Below are 16,476 nucleotides of genomic sequence, written 5' to 3' on the forward strand. Positions count from 1 at the left end.
GGCTGCCCGGGCCGGGCCGGGCGCCGTGTCTGGTTGCTGCCACCCGGGAAGGTGTCGACGCCGGCCCTTGCATGTTCATGCCGAAAGCCTTTGGCCGCCGACTCCGCTGCTGAAGACTCCCGCCAGGACTCGATCGGAGACAAGGACGGTGCGCCATGATCGCCACGTGTTGCGCGGGTCGACGATGACCGCGGCAGGGCAGCCGACGGCGGTGGCCGCGGCGGCGGGTCCAGCGCCCGCGCGACCGCACCGCGAGCTGAGCATCGTCGAGGCCTTCCGGAGCAGGCTGAGCGGGTCGGTCGGGCCGATCGACCCCGCCGACCTCCACCCGCGAGACGCCCGCTCGGACGCCGCGCTGGAGGCGGCCTGGCGCCGGACCGGTCGGCGTGCAGGGCTGGAGACGTTCGCCGCGACGGTCTTCTCGGCACTCCGGGGCGCCTACGACGACAAGTACGGACGCTGGGACGAGGTCAACGACCTGCGCGACCTCTATCCGACGACGTGGTCCGCACCGATCCGGGACCGGCTGCCGCGCGTCGGCGTGCGCTCGGCGCTGGGAGTCGGCGTGAACGACGCCCGCGAGGTGCGGATGCTGGTCCCCGACCCCCGCGTCGAGCTCCACCTGGTCGACGTGAGCACGCGCGCGCTGTCGGCGGCCGGGACCCATCTGCACGACTACGACGCCGTCCGCTGCACGAACAGCACGTTCGAGGGCTGGGACGGCCCGGCCGGCGCGTTCGACCTGTTCTTCGCCCTGCGGACGGTCAACAGCACCTCCGTGGACGTCGGCGAGTTCGTCCGGAAGTCCCGTCGCATGGTGCGTCCAGGCGGCACGCTCGTCTACTCCGTGCCGAACGGGTACGTGTGCGACGAGGCGCCGGGCGGTGAGGTCCACGGGATGTACGACCCGGACTCGGGGCGGTTCGACGAGCAGCGTCCGACGGCGCTCGCCGACCAGGTGCGTCGCATCCTGGTGGCCTCCGGCTGCGAGCGCCCGGAGGTCGTGGCCGGCCCCGCGGAGATCTTCGTGCTGGCACAGGCATCCTCCGAGGAGGGGACGGCGCCATGAGCTCGGCGTACTTCAGGCTGATCCGCCCGCACTGGACGATCGCGAGCACGCTGGCCGCGACGGCCGGCATCTTCCAGGCGTGGTCGGAGGGTTACAGCAAGCCATGGCTCGCCGCGGTCGTCGTCGCGGCCGCCTTCACCTCGCACGCCTTCATGGAGGTGTGGGACGAGATCAAGGACTTCCAGCACTACCGCAACGAGTTCCCGGCGGAGTCGTCCGACCCTCTGACGCTCTTCTCGGGAGGGAGCGGCGTCCTGACGGGCCGGCGGCTGCGGATGGAGTCGGTGCGCCGGTTCTTCTGGACGTTGCTGGTCGTCTACGCGGTCCTGCTGGGAGTCATCATCAGCCAGGTCGGCTGGCGGTTCCTGCTCTGCGTCGCGGTGGGGTTCTTCTTCCTCTTCGGGTACAACGCCGTCGTCAAGCTGTCGTACAACGGCTTGGGCGAGCTGGCGAACTTCGTCGCGTTCGGCCCCGTCCTCGTGTGCTCGGCCTACCTCGCGCTGCGGCTGGGCTCCGGCGCCGACGTCACGGACACGGGCAGCTGGAACCTGGTCGCCTCCCTCGACCTCCAGGTGGTCGCTGTCTCCGTCGTCCTGGGGGTCATCTGGTTCGGCAGCCTCCACGTGCAGGAGATGCTGGACCTGGAGGAGGACGCGGCCGGCGGCAAGCGGACTCTCGTCGTCCGGTACGGCAGGGAGTACGCCGCGCGCGTCCCGTGGGTGACGGCGATCGTCGTCGTCGGGCTCCTGTGCGGGCTGGCCGTGGACCGGCCGCTCTACCTGGTGGCGCTCCCCGCCGCGATCCTCCACGCCGTCGAGACGTTCCGGTTCATGCGGCGGTGGCGTGACCACACGTACTTCATGAGGAAGATGAGCGACTTCTTCGTCTACCGGAACTTCGTGCTCATCGGGTCGAGCATGCTGCTCGCCACGGCGCTGCTGCCGACCCCGCCCGGCGTCGACCCCGTGGACCGGTGGCTGCTCGTGGCCTGTGCGGTCGTGAGCTTCCTGCCGGCGGCGTTCTGGCTGTCCGGCAACGGCGTGTTCCGGTGGCGCCGACACCCCCAGGAACCCGAGAGGATCGACGCGCCATGACACGCAAGGAGACGAAGAACGAGGCGGCACGGGTGACGCCGTACGCGGACGACCGCGCGAAGACGGCGCAGATCGGGTCGATGTTCGACTCGATCGCCGAGCGGTACGACGCCCTCAACCGGGTGATCAGTCTCGGGCTCGACCGCCGTTGGCGGCGTCGAGCGATACAGATGCTGAGCCGTCGGCGCCCCGGCCGTGCCCTGGACGTCGCGACCGGGACGGGGGACATGATCGTCGACCTGCACCGGATGCTGGACGTCGACGAGGTGACGGGTCTCGACCTGTCGGCCGGCATGCTGAGCCTCGCACGGGGCCGGGTCACCAAGGAGGCGCCCGACGCGCAGGTGACTCTCGTCCAGGGCGACTGCGCGTCCATGCCGTTCGACGACGACCGGTTCGACCTCGTCACCGCCGTGTTCGGGGTGCGCAACTTCGAGGCTCTCGAGGAGAGCCTGGCCGAGATGCGCCGGGTCCTCGCTCCGGGCGGCGAGTGCCTGGTGCTGGAGTTCTCCCGGCCACGAGGAGCGCTCTTCCGGCTGGGCTTCTGGACGTACTTCCGCACGTTCGTCCCGCTGGTGGGCCGGGTGCTGTCGGCGGACCCCGCGGCCTACCGGTACCTGCCACGGTCGGTCGCCACGTTCCCGTCGCCCGGCGCGTTCCGGACGATGCTCGAGGACGCCGGGTTCGGGGACGTCACGGTGCGCCCGATGAGCAACGGCATCTGCACCGTGTACCTGGCGAGCCCGACCACCTCGTCATGACACGGGTGAGCACGCCCGTCGCCGTCCCGCCCGGCGGTGATCGACGGGTGCCCCGGACCAGGCCCGCGCGCGACCTGTCGGAACTCCCCGGACGGTCCGGCATCCCGGCCGGCCTGACCAACCTCGTGGGATGGGCGACGCGGGGCGAGGACCATCTGCGGCGGCAGCGGGAACGCCACGGACCCGTCTACCGGCACATGTTCGGTGTCGACCCGATCGTGTGCGTGGCGGACCCGGTCGCCGTCGCCCGCATGGCGCGCAACCGTGACGGGATCTGGTCGGCCGCCTCGGCCTGGGGCTTCTACCTGTCCGGGATGGACCCCCGCATCCAGGGGTGGGACGGCATCCTGACGCTCGACGGGCCGCCGCATCGCGACGTACGGCGTCTGCTGTCCCCGGAGCTCGTCGGTCACGGCACGGCGGCGGGCTGTCGCGAGCTCGTGCGCCGGGCGGTGGCAGGCTGGGTCGCGTCGGGACGGACCTCCTTCGCGGCGGACGTCCGGCGTCTCCTCGCGGACATGACGGCGCTGACGTTCCTCGGGATACGCGATCCTCGGCGCGCGCGTGAGCTCGACCGTGCGATCGCGAACCTGTGGCGTGCCAGCTTCACCCCTGCGCTCGGCCCGGCCGGCGTCCTGGTCCGCCGGCCCCTGCTCGGCGCGTACCGCACGCTCCACGACGCCCTGATGGCCCGGCTGCGCGACGGCGTCGACGGCCCCGACCTCTTCAGCCGGTTCCGGGCCGCTCGGGGCACGTTCGACTGGGCGGACGACGACACGCTGGTCCGCACCTTCGTCTCGACGATGCTCGCGGCCTTCGACACGACGGCGAACTCGGCGGCCAGCATGGCCCATCTCCTCGCCTCCGCGCCGGACTGGCAGGCGCGGATCCGTGCCGAGGTCTGCGACGACGCCGCTCCGGGCGAGGACGCCCTGCAGACCGTCGGGATGGTCTGGCGGGAGTCGATGCGGCTCTACCCGGTCGCCTCGCACGTCATGCGGCGCAACGTCGTGGAGTGCGAGGTCGCCGGGAGGCCCATCCCGCGCGACAGTCTCGTCTTCGGGCTGCTCGGCTCGGGGTTGCGCGACCCGTCGTCGTGGCCGGAGCCCGACCGGTTCGACCCGGAGCGCTTCGCGCCCGACCGGAGGCAGCAGGGTGCGCGCGTGCGCGGGGGTGCGATGCCGGGTTTCATGCCGTTCGGTGTCGGTCCGCACGCCTGCGTCGGCGGACAGCTCGCCGAGCGGCAGGTGCGGACCGTCTTCGCGACGTTGCTCCGGAGCGCCGAGATCGCCCACCCGTCGAGACCCGCGGCTGTCCGTGCCCCGCGGCACGTCTACGCCCCGCTGGGACGCGTCGCGGGGCCGGTCCGGCTGGCGGTGAGCCCAGCATGACCACCGCCCCGTCGACGTCGGCCCGCCCGGTCCGGCCGCTGGGCGTGCCCGGTCCGGGCGTCCGGACCGCCACGGACCTCTCCCGTGACGACCTGCTGCGGGTGGCGCGCGGCGGGCTCGAGGACTTCCTGCGCACCCTGCCGTTCGAGGACGGCGCGGGCCTGCGGGTGACGATGGAGCACGCCTGCCTGCCCGCGGGCAAGATGGTCCGTCCGTTGATCATGCTGGCCGCCGCCGCCGGGTGCGGGGCCGACCTCTCGGCCGTCGCGAAGGTGGCGGTCGCCATGGAGGTGGGGCACTCCGCGAGCCTCGTGCACGACGACATCATCGACGGCGACCGGACGCGGCGGGGGAGGCCGTCCGTGTGGTCGGCGTACGGCACGGAGAGTGCGCTCCTGACGGGCGACGCCCTGATCTTCGCCATGTTCCGGGCGATCGCCGAGAGCGGCCTCCCGGCAGCGACCGTCGCGGAGGCCGTGCGGCTGGTGGCGGCGATGGGGCACGAGCTCTGCTCGGGAGAGGTGCTGCAGGAGCAGGCGACCGTCCGTGCCGACCTGACCTTCGACACCTACCGCCGCGTCGTCATGCTCAAGACCGCCTCCATCCTGCGGGTGTGCGCCGAGCTCGGGGCGGTGGTCGCCGGGGCGGACGACGCCCGCGGGTTCCTGCGGCAGTACGGGAACCAGCTCGGCCTGGCGTTCCAGGTGCAGGACGATCTGCTCCCGTACCTGAGCACGCACGAGGAGTCGGGGAAGTCACCGGAGAGCGACCTGCGGTGCCGGCGCGCGAGCCTGCCCGTGGTGACGGCGTACGAGCACGGCACCGCGTCCGAGCGGCGGGTGCTCGAGGCCTTCTTCGCGGCGCCGGACGTCGACCAGGACCACCGGGCGGTCGTCGAGATCGTCGCCGGGACAGGCAACCTGCGACGAGGGACGGAGCTCGCCGGGCAGTCTCTCGCCGCTGCCGGCGACGCGCTGACGGCGCTCGGGGACGCCCCGGGTGTGTCCGTGCTCCTGGAGGTGCTCACCGCACTGCGTGGCCGGACGCGATGATCCCGGCGAGCGCCGACCTGCCGCTGGCGCTGGGCTCGGTGCCGGCGGCCACCGTCTTCACGGTGATCAGCGGTCTGGGGACCCTCGCGTGGCTCCTCGCGTACGTCCTGGTGGTCCGTCGGGGGTTCCTGGACCGCACCTACGGCATGCCGCTGGCGGCGCTGGCGGCGAACATCGGCAACGAGCTCATCTTCGCGGTCGTCCACCCGGCCGAGGGTCTGCTGCGCTGGTCGAACTTCCTGTGGGCGGCGGTCGACGTCGTGATCGTCTGCCAGGTGATCCGCTACGTCCCCCGGGAGCTGCCGTCGCTCGGCGCCCGGTGGAGCCGCCTGACGGTTCCCCTGGCGATCGCCGTCGCGACCGTGCTGCAGCTGTCGTTCATCGCCGAGTTCGACGACTACGGCGGTGCCTACTGCATCTTCGGGATCAACGTCATGATGTCTCTCTGCTTCGTGCAGATGGCGTTGGCGCGCGGTGACCGGCGCGGGCAGTCGATCCCGATCGCGGTCGCGAAGCTCGTCGGGACCGCTCTCTTCTCGCTGGCCATGTTCTTCTTCAGCCGCGACGACTTCGCACGGGGACCGCTCCTGACCGTGCTGTACGTCGTCTGCTTGGTCGCCGACGTCGCCTACGTGGCCCTCCTGCGCCGCCTGCCCGCGGTCCGGGCCTGAGGCGCCCGCTGAGGGACCGGCCCCCCGTCCGCGTACAGGACTGACCGGTTGCTGCCACGCCCCTCGCCGGAGAGACGGCCGCCTTGCACCTTCATGCCGGAACCCTTGGTCCGCCCCGGCGTCCGGCCAAGACTCGTCCTGGCCGTTCAGCCGCACGGCACACCAGGACCCAACTCACGACAAGGGCGGAGCGCCATGACTGTCACCATCGACGAGATCCAGGACGAGATCAAGAACATCGTCTGCGACATCCTCGAGGTCGAACCCGACGAGGTCACCCGGACCAGCATGTTCAAGGAGGACCACGACGCCGACTCGCTGCGGGCGATCGAGATCGTCTCCTCGCTGGAGCGTGGTTTCGGGATCGACATCGCGCAGGCCGACATGGCGCGCATGGTCAACATGGACGGGGTCCTGTCCGTCGTCGACGAGGCGCTGGCGAGGAAGTAGGGATGCCCGCCACCGTCCTGGACGAGCCCGCCGTCGGCGTCACGCCGGCGCCGGTCGAACGCATCGTCATCACCGGCATCGGGGTCATCAGTTCCGTCGGTGAGGGCGTCGACGAGTTCCGCGAGGCGCTGCGCGACGGCGTGTCCGGCGCCGCTCCGATCACGGCGTTCGACACCACGGGCTACGACCGCGAGCTCGCGTGCGAGGTCCCCCGGGCCTCGGACGCGACGTCCCCCGACGGGCGCGCAGCCCAGTTCGCCGTCGGGGCGGCGACGCAGGCGATCGCCGACGCGGGGCTGACGGCGGAGCAGCTGCGGCCGCTGCGCGGAGCGGTCGCCGTCGGGACGACCGACGGCGAGTCGCAGGACATCGACGAGCTCGTCCGGCTCGAGGTGCTGCACGGCGTCGGGGACGACGGCGCCGACCGGCTGCGCAGCAGGGTCCAGCCGTTCCGCCTGTCGACCGCGGTCGCGCGGTCGTTGGGTCTCTCCGACGTCGACGTGGCGACGATCGCCACGGCGTGCGCGGCCGGCAACTACGCCATCGGCTACGGCTTCGAGGCCCTCCGCTCCGGCGAGGCGCAGTACGCCCTGGTCGGGGGTGCGGACGCCCTGTGCCGCAAGACGTTCACCGGCTTCTACCGGCTGGGGACGATCACCCCGGACGTCTGCCGGCCGTTCGACGCCGACCGGCAGGGGATCCTGACAGGTGAGGGCAGCTGCGTCCTGCACCTGGAGACGGAGTCGGCGGCACGTGCCCGCGGCGCCCGCATCTATGCCGAGGTCCTGGGCTACGGGCTGTCCTGCGACGCGTCCCACCCTGTGGCGCCCGACGTGACGGGCATCGCCCGGTGCATCGAGTCGGCGCTCGACGGGTCCGGCGTCACCCCGGCCGACGTGGACCTCGTGTCCGCGCACGGGACGGGGACCCGCGCCAACGACGTCACCGAGTGCGCCGCTCTCGGCAGGGTCTTCGGCGAGAAGGTCCCCACGACGGTGTCGATCAAGTCGATGCTCGGCCATGCCATGGGCGCGGCCAGCGCGCTCGGTGCGGCCGCCTGTGCCATCGCGATCGAGTCGGGGTTCGCCCCGCCGACCATCAACCACCGGCAGACCGACGAGGACTGCCCGGTCGACTGCGTGCCCAACGAGAGCCGGGCGGCCGACCTGCAGGTCGTGGTCAACGACGGGCTCGCCTTCGGTGGGAACAACGCGGTCGTCGTCCTGGGCCGGCCCCGCGTCGAGGAGGAGCAGACCGATGCGACATGACACGTACCCGGTGATCGCCGGGACGGCCGCGCTGTGCGCCGTCGGCGCGGGGGTGGACGAGTGCTTCGAACGGCTGGTGGCCGGGGACAGCGGCGTCGGGCCGCTGGTCGCGTTCCCGGCCGCGCGGTTCGGCGTCCGGAACGCCTACCAGGTGAGCGAGCCCCCGAGGGCGGAACGTGAGCACCTGCTCGCGTCCCGGCTGCTGGTCGAGGCGGTCAAGGACGCGGCCGCCGACGCCGGTCTGGCGTCGCTGCGGGGCGTCCCCGTCGTCGTCGGTACCGGCCTGGGCGAGACCCGGACCGTGGAGTCTGCGTGGCTGGACGGCAAGCCTCTCGACGACGCCGAGAGCTCGTTGGTCGAGGGCGTACGCCTGGCGACCGACGCGGAGGACGTCCAGGTCTTCTCCAACGCCTGCTCGGCATCGCTCTACGCCCTGGCCGTGGGGTGCGACCTGATCGTCGAGGGGACGGCGGACGCCGTCGTGGTGGCCGGGGTGGACGTGCTCTCGCAGAGCATGTTCGGGCTCCTGGACCGCGTGCATCTCGACCCGCCGACGAGCGTGCGGCCGTTCGACGCCGATCGCCTGGGCGTGATCATGGGTGACGGAGCGGCCGCGGTGGTCCTGCGGCGGGGTGACGCCCGGGCGAGCTCCCCGGACCTCGTCGCGGTGCGGGCCGTGGCGCTCGGCTGCGACGCCTTCCACTCCACCGCGCCGGACGACGCCGGCATCGAGCACACGATCCGGGCCGCCCACGCCGCCGCCGGGATCGACGCGGACGACCTGGACGCCGTCTACGCGCACGGCACCGGGACGGTCCTCAACGACCGGGCGGAGGCGGCCGCCCTGTCGCGCGTCGTGCCCGGCAGCGTCCCGGTGACGAGCGTCAAGGGCGCCACCGGGCACACGTCGGGAGGGTCCGGTCTGTTCAGCCTGTGCATGGCCGTCGAGACGCTGCGGCGGCGCACGCTCCCCGGCACGGTCGGACTCGACCACGTCGACCCGGCCGCGGCGGGCCTCTCGCTCAGCGGCCGGACCCGAGACCTCGACGACCCGCGCCTGGCACAGGTCGACGCGTTCGGCTTCGGCGGCCTCAACGCCGTCGCGATCCTCGAACGCGACCCGCGCCCCCGAGCGGTGGCGGACGCCTGGGCCGGGACGGTCCGGGCCCAGCGCGCCGGCACCACCACGGAGCCACGCGACGGGGCGTCGGCTCGCCTGCTGGCCGGGCCCTACGGCACCGTCGAGGTGCTGGCGGCGGGAGCGTGCTTCCCCGACGACGGCGTCCACGGCGTCGCCGGGTCGTCCGCACCCGTGGCGTCCGACGGCGAACCGTTCGACCTGCGTGCCGCCGTCGGGCGCAAGGGCTTCCGCACCATGACGCCGGCGACGCGTGTCGCGATGGTCGCCGCGGCAGAGGCCACGGCCGGCAGGTGGACCCTGGGCAGCCGGGACGACGGGAGCACCTTCTTCGAGGACGGTCTGCGCCGCGGGATCGTGGCGGCCTCCGCCTACGGCAACACCGCCACCGTGTGCGAGGTCGCCGGTCAGATCGAGACCGAGGGCGTGCAGTCGACCAGCGCGCTGGAGCTGCCGAACGCCAGCCGCAACGTCCTCGCGGCGACCGCCGCGATCCGGCTGGGCGTGACCGGCCCCTGCCTGACCATGGACACCGGCGCCGCAGGCGGCTGGGACGCGCTGCGGTGGGCGGTCCACCTCATCCGGTCCGGACGCTGCGACGAGGTGCTCTACCTGGTCGCCGAGGCGCCGTCCGACCAGGTGGCCGCGCTGACCGGTGACGAGCTCGCGCACGGGTCCGTCGCGCTGCTGCTCGGACGTCCCGGGACGACGAGGCCGGCCCGGACGGTGGACCACGGCCGGGCCGCACCGGCGCAGGGAGCGGAGGTCCGCGGGACCACGGCCACGCTGGGTGCGGCGCTCGCCGTCGTCTCGGCGCTCGCGGCGGTCCCCGCGGCCCACGACGGCGTCAGCGCGGTCGAGGGCCCGACCGGCACGTGGTGGGTGAGCGCCTCGTGAGCACCCGTGTCCGCATCCTGTCGGGCCTGGCCGGCGCGCCCGGCCTCTGGGACGAGACTGTCGCGGAGCTGACCCGGCTGCGCCCCGACGTGTCGGCCGACGTCGCGGACGTGCCGTGGCACGCACAGGCGGGAGGCGGCTGGGCCGAGCCCGGGTGGGACCCGCAGCAGGCCACGTCGCGGCTCGTGCGGTCCGGCGACGTCCTGGTGGCGCACTCCTTCGCGGCCTCGCTCGTGCTGGCGCACCTGTGCGGCCGCGACCGAGTGCAGCCCCGGGCGGCCGTGATCGTCTCCCCGTTCTACCGGTCCTCCGCCCGGGACTTCCGCTGGTCGACCCTGGAGCACTTCTTGACCCGGTTCGACGAGTTCCTCGAGACGGGGCTGGTCTCCCGGACCGGGCACCGGATCGACCCGGAGATCCGCCGGGCGATGGCGCGGTCCGTCCGCGACCGGATGGGGGCGTACGGCTGGATGGCCTTCATGTCCGCCTACCTGGCCACGCCGGCCGCCGAGACGGCGGCCGCCACCGTCCCCGTGCACGTGGTGTACGGGACCGCGGACGGCGTCGCGCCCCCGGCCGACGCGGTGGAGCTGGCGCGGGTGCTGCCGTGGGCACGGCTGCACCCCGTCGAGGCGGGCGACCACTTCCCGATGACGACCGACCCGGCGCTGGTGGCCGGGGTCGTCCGGGACGCGATCGACCGGTCGGCGCACCGGACGGTGCACCCCCGGTCCGCACGAGCCGCGACGGCGCGGTCGAGCCACCAGCCTGTCCCGCGGGGACGGCGTCAACCACGCAAGGAGCTGACATGACATCCGCTGTGATCGAGACCGTCGCCGCACCCGACCGGGCGACGACCGAGACGACCCTCCGCCCTCGGTTCGAGGGCACCAACATCTGCACCTGGATCGGGTTCAAGCACGTGAACTACCTCGTCGAGGAAGCCGTCCTCGACTGGCTGCGGCAGAACGGATGGCCCAGCCGCAGACTGTTCGAGGAGGCAGGCGTCGGGGTCGACCTCGTGGGCATCACGACGCGGATCCTGCACGCCCTGCACATCGACGACGAGGTGAGGTTCGCCGTGACGGTCGCCGTCGGGGACTCCGGCCTGACGGCGAAGGTGGCGGGGAAGGTCGACCGTGACGGGCACGAGGTGAAGGCCGTCACCTCGACCGTCACCGTCCAGCTGCGTGCCGAGGACCGCCACGGTGACGGTGTCGACGACGTCCCCGCGTTCCTCCGGCCCGCCGTCGTCGCGCGCCTCGAGCCGACCGTGCCGGTCCCGCCGAACGTGCCGGCCGACGCGCTCGGCGACACGCTCCTGACCGGTCGCGGCGGCGTGAGCACCGCCGTCGACCCCCGGCTGCGCAGCGGGGACCGCCCCGCGGTCGTCTGGTCGTGGCGCATCCCGTACTTCTACTGCCACCACACGGTGCGCATGCAGATGTCGGGCTTCCTGCGCCAGATGGAGGAGGTCGTCGACCTCTTCCTCGAGGAGCGCGGCGCCAGCATCCGCACCCTCCTGGACGAGCAGAACTGGATCCCCGTCGTCCCCAGCTCCACGATCGAGCTGACCGGCGAGGCGCTCATGGAGGAGGAGCTCGTCACCGTCTTCGAGGTCGTCCACGACTTCAAGGGCGTCACCTACACGTCGAGCATGACCTGCTACGTGGAGCGGGACGGCGAGCTCGTCCCGGTGGCCGTCGGTGAGATCACCCACGGCTACGCCGTCATCGACGACCGGCGCGACTGGAGCCTCGTGGACTTCGACGAGCGTCTCCTGACCGCCGTGCGGGGCTGAGCACGATGCCCCTCGCCAAGGTCAGCGGGATCGGCGCCGTGTGCCATGCCGGCAGCACGGTCGCCGAGGTGTGGGACGGGATGACCGATGCCGTGGTGGCACCGGTGGAGATCGGCGACGCGCACATGGACGGACCGGTGCGGCTGATCCATCTCGTCGCGGGCAGCACGTCCGAGCGTGACCGGTCGTTCGACGGTCCGGGACGCTCGCGCGCGGGGCGGCTGGCCGTCCGGGCGGCAGCCGAGGCGGTGCGCGACGCCGGCCCTGGACCGCGACCGGGACGCACCGGGCTGGTCGTCGGGTCGTGCATGGGCAACAGCGGCGAGTCGGAGCGCGTCCGGGAGGGCGCGGCCGAGGAGGCGCCGGAGCTGTACGGCATCGCCGCCGACGTGGCGACCGAGCTGGGGCTCCAGGGGCCCGTCCTCAACGTCGCCAACGCGTGCGCCGCGGGTGCCTACGCCGTCGGCCACGCTGCCGACCTGATCGCGACGGGCGAGTGCGACCGGGTCGTCGTCGTCGGGGTCGAGGCCTACTCGAGGGTGGCTCTCGGGTGCTTCAACCAGATGGCGGCGCTGGACCCCGAGCGCTGCCGCCCCTTCGCCGTGGACCGGGCGGGGACGGCCTTCGGGGAGGGTGCGGGCGCCCTCGTCCTCGACCGGACGGACGGTGCGGCCGCCGGAGCGGCCGGTGACGTGCTGCTCGGCGGCGCAGGATTCAGCTGCGACGCCGGGCACGCGACCGCACCGGCAGCGGACGGCGTGCAGGCGCGGCGCGCGTTCAGCGTCGCGCTCGAGGAGGCGGGCCTCGCCCCGGAGGGAATCGGGCTGGTCGTCCCGCACGGCACGGGGACCACGTTGAACGACCAGGTCGAGGCCGAGCTGCTGCGCGACCTCTGGCCGGAGCCGGCGGACGCGCCACCCGTCTACAGCGCGAAGGCACTCATCGGGCACACGGGCGGTGGCGCCGGTGCGCTCGCCGCCGTGATGGCCGTGCTGTGCCTGCGTGAGGGCAAGGTCCCGGCGAACTGCGACGTCGGGGAGCTCATGCCGCAGATGACGGGATACCTGCACGACGTCCCGTCTCCGGTCGCCGGGGCGGCCGTGGTCAACGCGTACGCCTTCGGTGGCAACAACGCCACCCTCGTCTTCCAGGGGGTCCCATGAGCGTCACAGTGGTCGCACACTCCGTCTGCCTGCCCGAGGACGCTCCGGAGGCACCCCGGATACCGTCCGACGGCGCGTGGTTCGACGTCCGGGAGCACCTCGGCCGCCGCGGGTATCGGCAGCTTCCCCTGCCCGCGCAGCTCGCCCTCGCGGCGGTGCGCCGGCTGAGTCCTCCGGACGGGTCGACGGCGGAGTCCACCGCCGGGGACCGGCTCGGGCTGTGGCTCGGCTCCAGCACGGCCGCCTCGCACTGCCTGGCGGACCTGGACGGCCGGATCCTCTCCGAGGGGACCGAGTCGCTCCCGCCGACCGGGGCGCCGTACTTCTCGGTGAACCTGGTGCCCTCCCGCGCGGCGAACGACCTGGGCGCCACCGGCCCGTCCGTCACCGTGACCAGCACGGGCACCGCGGTGCTGGACGCGATCGCCTGTGCGCGGCGGGCGCTGGCGTTGGGCCGTGTCGACGAGGCGACCGTGGTGGCCGTCGAGGTGCCCGACGGCGGGCAGAGCCGTGGCAGGCCGACGGAGTGCGGCGCGATCGCGCTGCAGCTGCGCACCGGCGGGGCCGGCGGGCACGTGCGCACCGCCTCGGCGTTCGTGGCCGGGGACCCGGCGAGCGCCGCACGCCTGGTGCGGGCGAACCTCGAGCCGACCGCATCCGTCCCGGTGCTGGTCGTCGAGCCGGGCGGATCGTCGTCCGACGGCTCGGGCCCGTTGGCAGGTGCTCTGCGGCTGGTCGAGGCCGTCCGGGACGGCGACGACCTCGCCGTCGTCGTCGCCGACCCGTCGGGGGCCGCCACCGGCGTCGTCGTCGAGCACTCACCGGTCAGTACCCACGAATCCGATCCTGTCAGGAGCATGACCCCATGAGCACAGCAGACGTGGAGACCCGGCCGCGGTCCCGCCCGGCGCAGGGCACCCGGACGGGCGAGTGGGCCGTCGTCCTCGGCGCGTCCAGCGGCATGGGTGCGGCCGTGGCTCGTCGGCTCGCAGCCGACGGCATGTCGATCCTGGGCGTCCACCTGGACACCGCCGTGCGCGCCGAGGAGGCGGCCGGCGTCGTCCGGGACCTGGAGGCGACCGGGGTCGAGGTCCGGTTCGTCAACGCCAACGCGGCGTCGCACGCGACGTGCGCGGAGATCGTGAGCGACCTCGCGTCCGCAGGCCCGGTGCGGGTCGGGCTGCTGTTCCACTCGCTGGCCTTCGGCACGCTGCTGCCCTACCTGTCCCGGCCCGGTGAGAGCCGGGAGGACGCCACCCTCCTCACGCCCCGCCAGATGACCATGACGCTGGAGGTGATGGCGCACTCGCTCGTCTGGTGGACCCGTGAGCTGCTCGACGCGGGTCTGCTCGGCCGTGGCAGCCACGTCCTCGCCATGACCAGCGCCGGTGACTCGCGCGTCAGCGCGTCCTACGGTGCTGTCTCCGCGGCCAAGGCGGCGCTGCTCGCGCACGTCCGCCAGCTCGCGGTCGAGGCGGCGCCCTGCGGGGTGGCCGTGAACGCGGTCCGCGCCGGGGTGACCATCACGCCGTCGTTCGACCGCATCCCCGGCAGCGACCGGCTGGCCGCCGTCGCCCGGGCGGCGAACCCGCACGAGCGGCTCACGACGCCCGACGACGTCGCCGAGGTCGTGTCGGCCCTGGTGGCGACCCGCAGCAGCTGGATGACGGGCAACGTCATCGCGGCCGACGGTGGCGAAGGTCTGACGACGTGAGCCGGCCGACCGGCGCGACGGGGCGAACGACAGGCCTGTGGCGCGAAGCGGCGGCGGCCGTGCGGGCCGTCTGGTTCGGCGTCGGCGTCGCCTGGCAGGTGTACCACCCGGCGCCGCGTCCGCTGCAGGAGACCCCCGACGCGCGTGGCCTCGAGTTCGAGAGCTGGAGCTGGCGCACGCATCGCGACCGCCTGGACATCCAGGGCTGGTTCGTCGAGGGGACCGGTCCGGACGCGGTGCTGGTCCAGCACGGCGTGGGACGGTCGCGCTCGGAGACCCTCGCGCACGTCGAGCTCCTGCACCGTGCGGGGTTCCACGTGCTGACCGTCGACATGCGCAACCACGGCGAGAGCGGACGCTGCCGCAGCGTGACCGGGATGTCCTCGCGCTACACCTCGGACCTGCTCGACGCCCTGGGCCAGCTGCGCAGCGACCCGCGCGTGAGCGGGACGCTCGGATGCCTCTCGATGTCGTTCTCCACCTGGCCCGCGGTGTGCGCTGCCGCCACGACGAGCGCCGAGCACCTCGGGCTCCGCGCGGTGGTCTGCGACAGCGGGCCGGTCGTCGACATCCGGCGTGCCATCGCCCGGTTCGCGGCGGCCCTCGCCTGGCGCGACGAGCGGATCTCGACACCGGCGGCCCGTCGCATCGTCGGCAGGGTCGCGCCGGCAGTCGCCGCGGGCATCCTGGCGGTGCGGCGGTGGCCGCGGTCCGGCTGCCGCCTGCCGGTGCTCCTCGTCGCGGGCGGGCGCGACCGGCTCCTGCCCGCCGACGAGGTGACGGCGATGACCCCCCACCTGGAGGACGTCCGCACCTGGGTGCTGCCCCGGGCCGCGCACCTCGGTGCGCTGTCGGCGGACCCGTCCGGCTACGTCGAGCACGTCGTGGGCTTCCTCGACGAGCACCTGCGTGACGGCGTCGACCACGAGGCGAGGGCGGTCACGACATGACGCCGTGGTTGTTCCTCCTCAGCAGTCCCGAGCAGGCCGGCGCCGAGCCGCTGCCCGAGCTCCTGGCGCGGTCCGGGCACCCGGTGGTGGCGGTGGCCACCGACGACTTCGTCGTCGACGCGGTGCACGGACGCGCGGACGCTCTGCGCGAGTGCGGGGTCGAGGTGCTCTTCGACGACGCCGCGCTCGTGCGGCGCGGCCTGCGCGACCGGGTCGCCCCCGCGGCGCGGCTCACCCACGACGACATCGCCGCACGTGCTCTCGACGGACGGACGCGGGTGGTGTGGCGATGAGGTCTCGCGACATCCTGGTCACCCTGCTGGGCTCTCCGCACGAGTCCGACGCCCTCGGTACGGCCCTCTCGCTCGCCTCGGCGATGCTCGACCAGGGCGCTGCCGTGGGCGTGTGGGCGTGCGGCAACGCGACCCTGATCAGCCAGTCGGGCCTCGAACGTGACAAGCCCCGGAACGTCTTCGCCCGTGACGTCGACTACCCGACGAGCGCCCTGTTCGTCGAGGAGCTGCTCGCGCGGCACCCGGGACGGCTGGACTGGGCGGTGTGCCACTTCTGCAGCCACGAGCGGGGCGCGACGGAGCACATCGACGGGGTCCGGACCCGGCCCGCGATGTTCTACCCCCGGTTCGTCGGCGCAGCTGGCCGGACGATCACGGTCGGGAGGCTGTGATGCCGTCCGTCCTCGTCATCGTCGACCGACCGTTCCGTGGTGCGCTGGAACGGCAGTTCGCCGACTCCGTGCACCTCGCACGGGTCGCAGCGCTCCAGTTCGGCAGGGCGTCGATCCTGCTGACCGGTCAGGGCGTCCTGCTCGGCGCCGCGGCGGTGGCGGCCCCGGCCGCCCCTGACGAGCACGTGCCGGGAGCCCTTGCGGGTGCGCAGAGCCTCCTCGCCGCGGCGCGCGACCTGACGGTCCTCGCGGACGCGCGAGCGACAGAGCAGCACGGCGTCACCGAGGCCGTCGCCGAGCTTTTCGAGGTCGCGTCGCCCCAGCGGGTGCTCGAGGCGCTCACCACCCACGACCACGTCTGGTACGCCTAGG

The 16,476-nt window shown here is 73.4% G+C and carries 18 protein-coding genes; all 18 read left to right on the forward strand.

Going from position 1 to position 16,476, the window contains the following annotated elements; all coding sequences use genetic code 11:
* Window positions 1–184: 184 nt before the first annotated feature.
* The 18 genes from ACWAT2_RS13355 to ACWAT2_RS13440 all read left to right on the forward strand — a co-directional run bounded on the left by ACWAT2_RS13355 (window position 185) and on the right by ACWAT2_RS13440 (window position 16,475).
* On the forward strand, window positions 185–1,069 hold the full coding sequence (locus ACWAT2_RS13355) for a methyltransferase (RefSeq protein WP_402376710.1): 885 nt from the start codon (window positions 185–187) through the stop codon (window positions 1,067–1,069).
* Window positions 1,066–2,163: a prenyltransferase gene (locus tag ACWAT2_RS13360; protein WP_402376708.1), complete on the forward strand. Its 1,098-nt coding sequence runs from the start codon at window positions 1,066–1,068 to the stop codon at window positions 2,161–2,163. The genes ACWAT2_RS13355 and ACWAT2_RS13360 overlap by 4 nt, the downstream gene beginning before the upstream one ends.
* Entirely contained in the window at window positions 2,160–2,924 is a 765-nt protein-coding gene (gene ubiE / locus ACWAT2_RS13365; RefSeq protein ID WP_402376705.1) for a bifunctional demethylmenaquinone methyltransferase/2-methoxy-6-polyprenyl-1,4-benzoquinol methylase UbiE, read from the forward strand. The genes ACWAT2_RS13360 and ubiE overlap by 4 nt, the downstream gene beginning before the upstream one ends.
* A gap of 5 nt (window positions 2,925–2,929) precedes the next feature.
* On the forward strand, window positions 2,930–4,315 hold the full coding sequence (locus ACWAT2_RS13370) for a cytochrome P450 (protein ID WP_480048914.1): 1,386 nt from the start codon (window positions 2,930–2,932) through the stop codon (window positions 4,313–4,315).
* The gene (locus ACWAT2_RS13375; RefSeq protein WP_402376701.1) at window positions 4,312–5,367 is read left to right on the forward strand and encodes a polyprenyl synthetase family protein; all 1,056 of its coding nucleotides are present in this window, start codon (window positions 4,312–4,314) and stop codon (window positions 5,365–5,367) included. Before ACWAT2_RS13370 ends, ACWAT2_RS13375 begins: the two co-directional genes overlap by 4 nt.
* Window positions 5,364–6,038, forward strand: coding sequence for a transmembrane-type terpene cyclase (locus ACWAT2_RS13380; RefSeq protein ID WP_402376698.1), 675 nt, complete (start codon window positions 5,364–5,366; stop codon window positions 6,036–6,038). Before ACWAT2_RS13375 ends, ACWAT2_RS13380 begins: the two co-directional genes overlap by 4 nt.
* A 195-nt stretch (window positions 6,039–6,233) precedes the next feature.
* Window positions 6,234–6,488, forward strand: coding sequence for an acyl carrier protein (locus ACWAT2_RS13385; protein WP_402376697.1), 255 nt, complete (start codon window positions 6,234–6,236; stop codon window positions 6,486–6,488).
* Between the two features lie 2 nt (window positions 6,489–6,490).
* Entirely contained in the window at window positions 6,491–7,756 is a 1,266-nt protein-coding gene (locus ACWAT2_RS13390; protein ID WP_402376694.1) for a beta-ketoacyl-[acyl-carrier-protein] synthase family protein, read from the forward strand.
* Window positions 7,746–9,791, forward strand: a complete 2,046-nt coding sequence (locus ACWAT2_RS13395) for a beta-ketoacyl synthase N-terminal-like domain-containing protein (RefSeq protein ID WP_402376692.1) — start codon at window positions 7,746–7,748, stop codon at window positions 9,789–9,791. Before ACWAT2_RS13390 ends, ACWAT2_RS13395 begins: the two co-directional genes overlap by 11 nt.
* Complete coding sequence (locus ACWAT2_RS13400; RefSeq protein WP_402376689.1) at window positions 9,788–10,603, forward strand: alpha/beta fold hydrolase; 816 nt, start codon at window positions 9,788–9,790, stop codon at window positions 10,601–10,603. The genes ACWAT2_RS13395 and ACWAT2_RS13400 overlap by 4 nt, the downstream gene beginning before the upstream one ends.
* Complete coding sequence (locus ACWAT2_RS13405) at window positions 10,600–11,592, forward strand: acyl-CoA thioesterase family protein (protein ID WP_402376687.1); 993 nt, start codon at window positions 10,600–10,602, stop codon at window positions 11,590–11,592. Before ACWAT2_RS13400 ends, ACWAT2_RS13405 begins: the two co-directional genes overlap by 4 nt.
* 5 nt (window positions 11,593–11,597) lie before the next feature.
* Complete coding sequence (locus tag ACWAT2_RS13410) at window positions 11,598–12,755, forward strand: beta-ketoacyl synthase N-terminal-like domain-containing protein (RefSeq protein ID WP_402376685.1); 1,158 nt, start codon at window positions 11,598–11,600, stop codon at window positions 12,753–12,755.
* Window positions 12,752–13,624, forward strand: a complete 873-nt coding sequence (locus ACWAT2_RS13415) for a beta-ketoacyl synthase N-terminal-like domain-containing protein (protein WP_402376683.1) — start codon at window positions 12,752–12,754, stop codon at window positions 13,622–13,624. Before ACWAT2_RS13410 ends, ACWAT2_RS13415 begins: the two co-directional genes overlap by 4 nt.
* On the forward strand, window positions 13,621–14,469 hold the full coding sequence (locus ACWAT2_RS13420) for an SDR family oxidoreductase (protein WP_402376682.1): 849 nt from the start codon (window positions 13,621–13,623) through the stop codon (window positions 14,467–14,469). The genes ACWAT2_RS13415 and ACWAT2_RS13420 overlap by 4 nt, the downstream gene beginning before the upstream one ends.
* Window positions 14,466–15,419 (forward strand): alpha/beta hydrolase family protein, encoded by a 954-nt coding sequence (locus tag ACWAT2_RS13425; protein ID WP_402376680.1) that lies wholly within the window; start codon window positions 14,466–14,468, stop codon window positions 15,417–15,419. The genes ACWAT2_RS13420 and ACWAT2_RS13425 overlap by 4 nt, the downstream gene beginning before the upstream one ends.
* Window positions 15,416–15,712, forward strand: a complete 297-nt coding sequence (locus ACWAT2_RS13430) for a hypothetical protein (RefSeq protein WP_402376679.1) — start codon at window positions 15,416–15,418, stop codon at window positions 15,710–15,712. The genes ACWAT2_RS13425 and ACWAT2_RS13430 overlap by 4 nt, the downstream gene beginning before the upstream one ends.
* Window positions 15,709–16,104: a hypothetical protein gene (locus ACWAT2_RS13435; protein WP_402376676.1), complete on the forward strand. Its 396-nt coding sequence runs from the start codon at window positions 15,709–15,711 to the stop codon at window positions 16,102–16,104. The genes ACWAT2_RS13430 and ACWAT2_RS13435 overlap by 4 nt, the downstream gene beginning before the upstream one ends.
* A complete protein-coding gene (locus ACWAT2_RS13440) occupies window positions 16,104–16,475 on the forward strand; it encodes a hypothetical protein (protein WP_402376674.1) in 372 nt (123 codons plus the stop codon). The genes ACWAT2_RS13435 and ACWAT2_RS13440 overlap by 1 nt, the downstream gene beginning before the upstream one ends.
* The last annotated feature ends 1 nt before the right edge of the window (window position 16,476 follow it).

It is taken from the genome of Isoptericola sp. GX10416 (genome assembly GCF_056590155.1).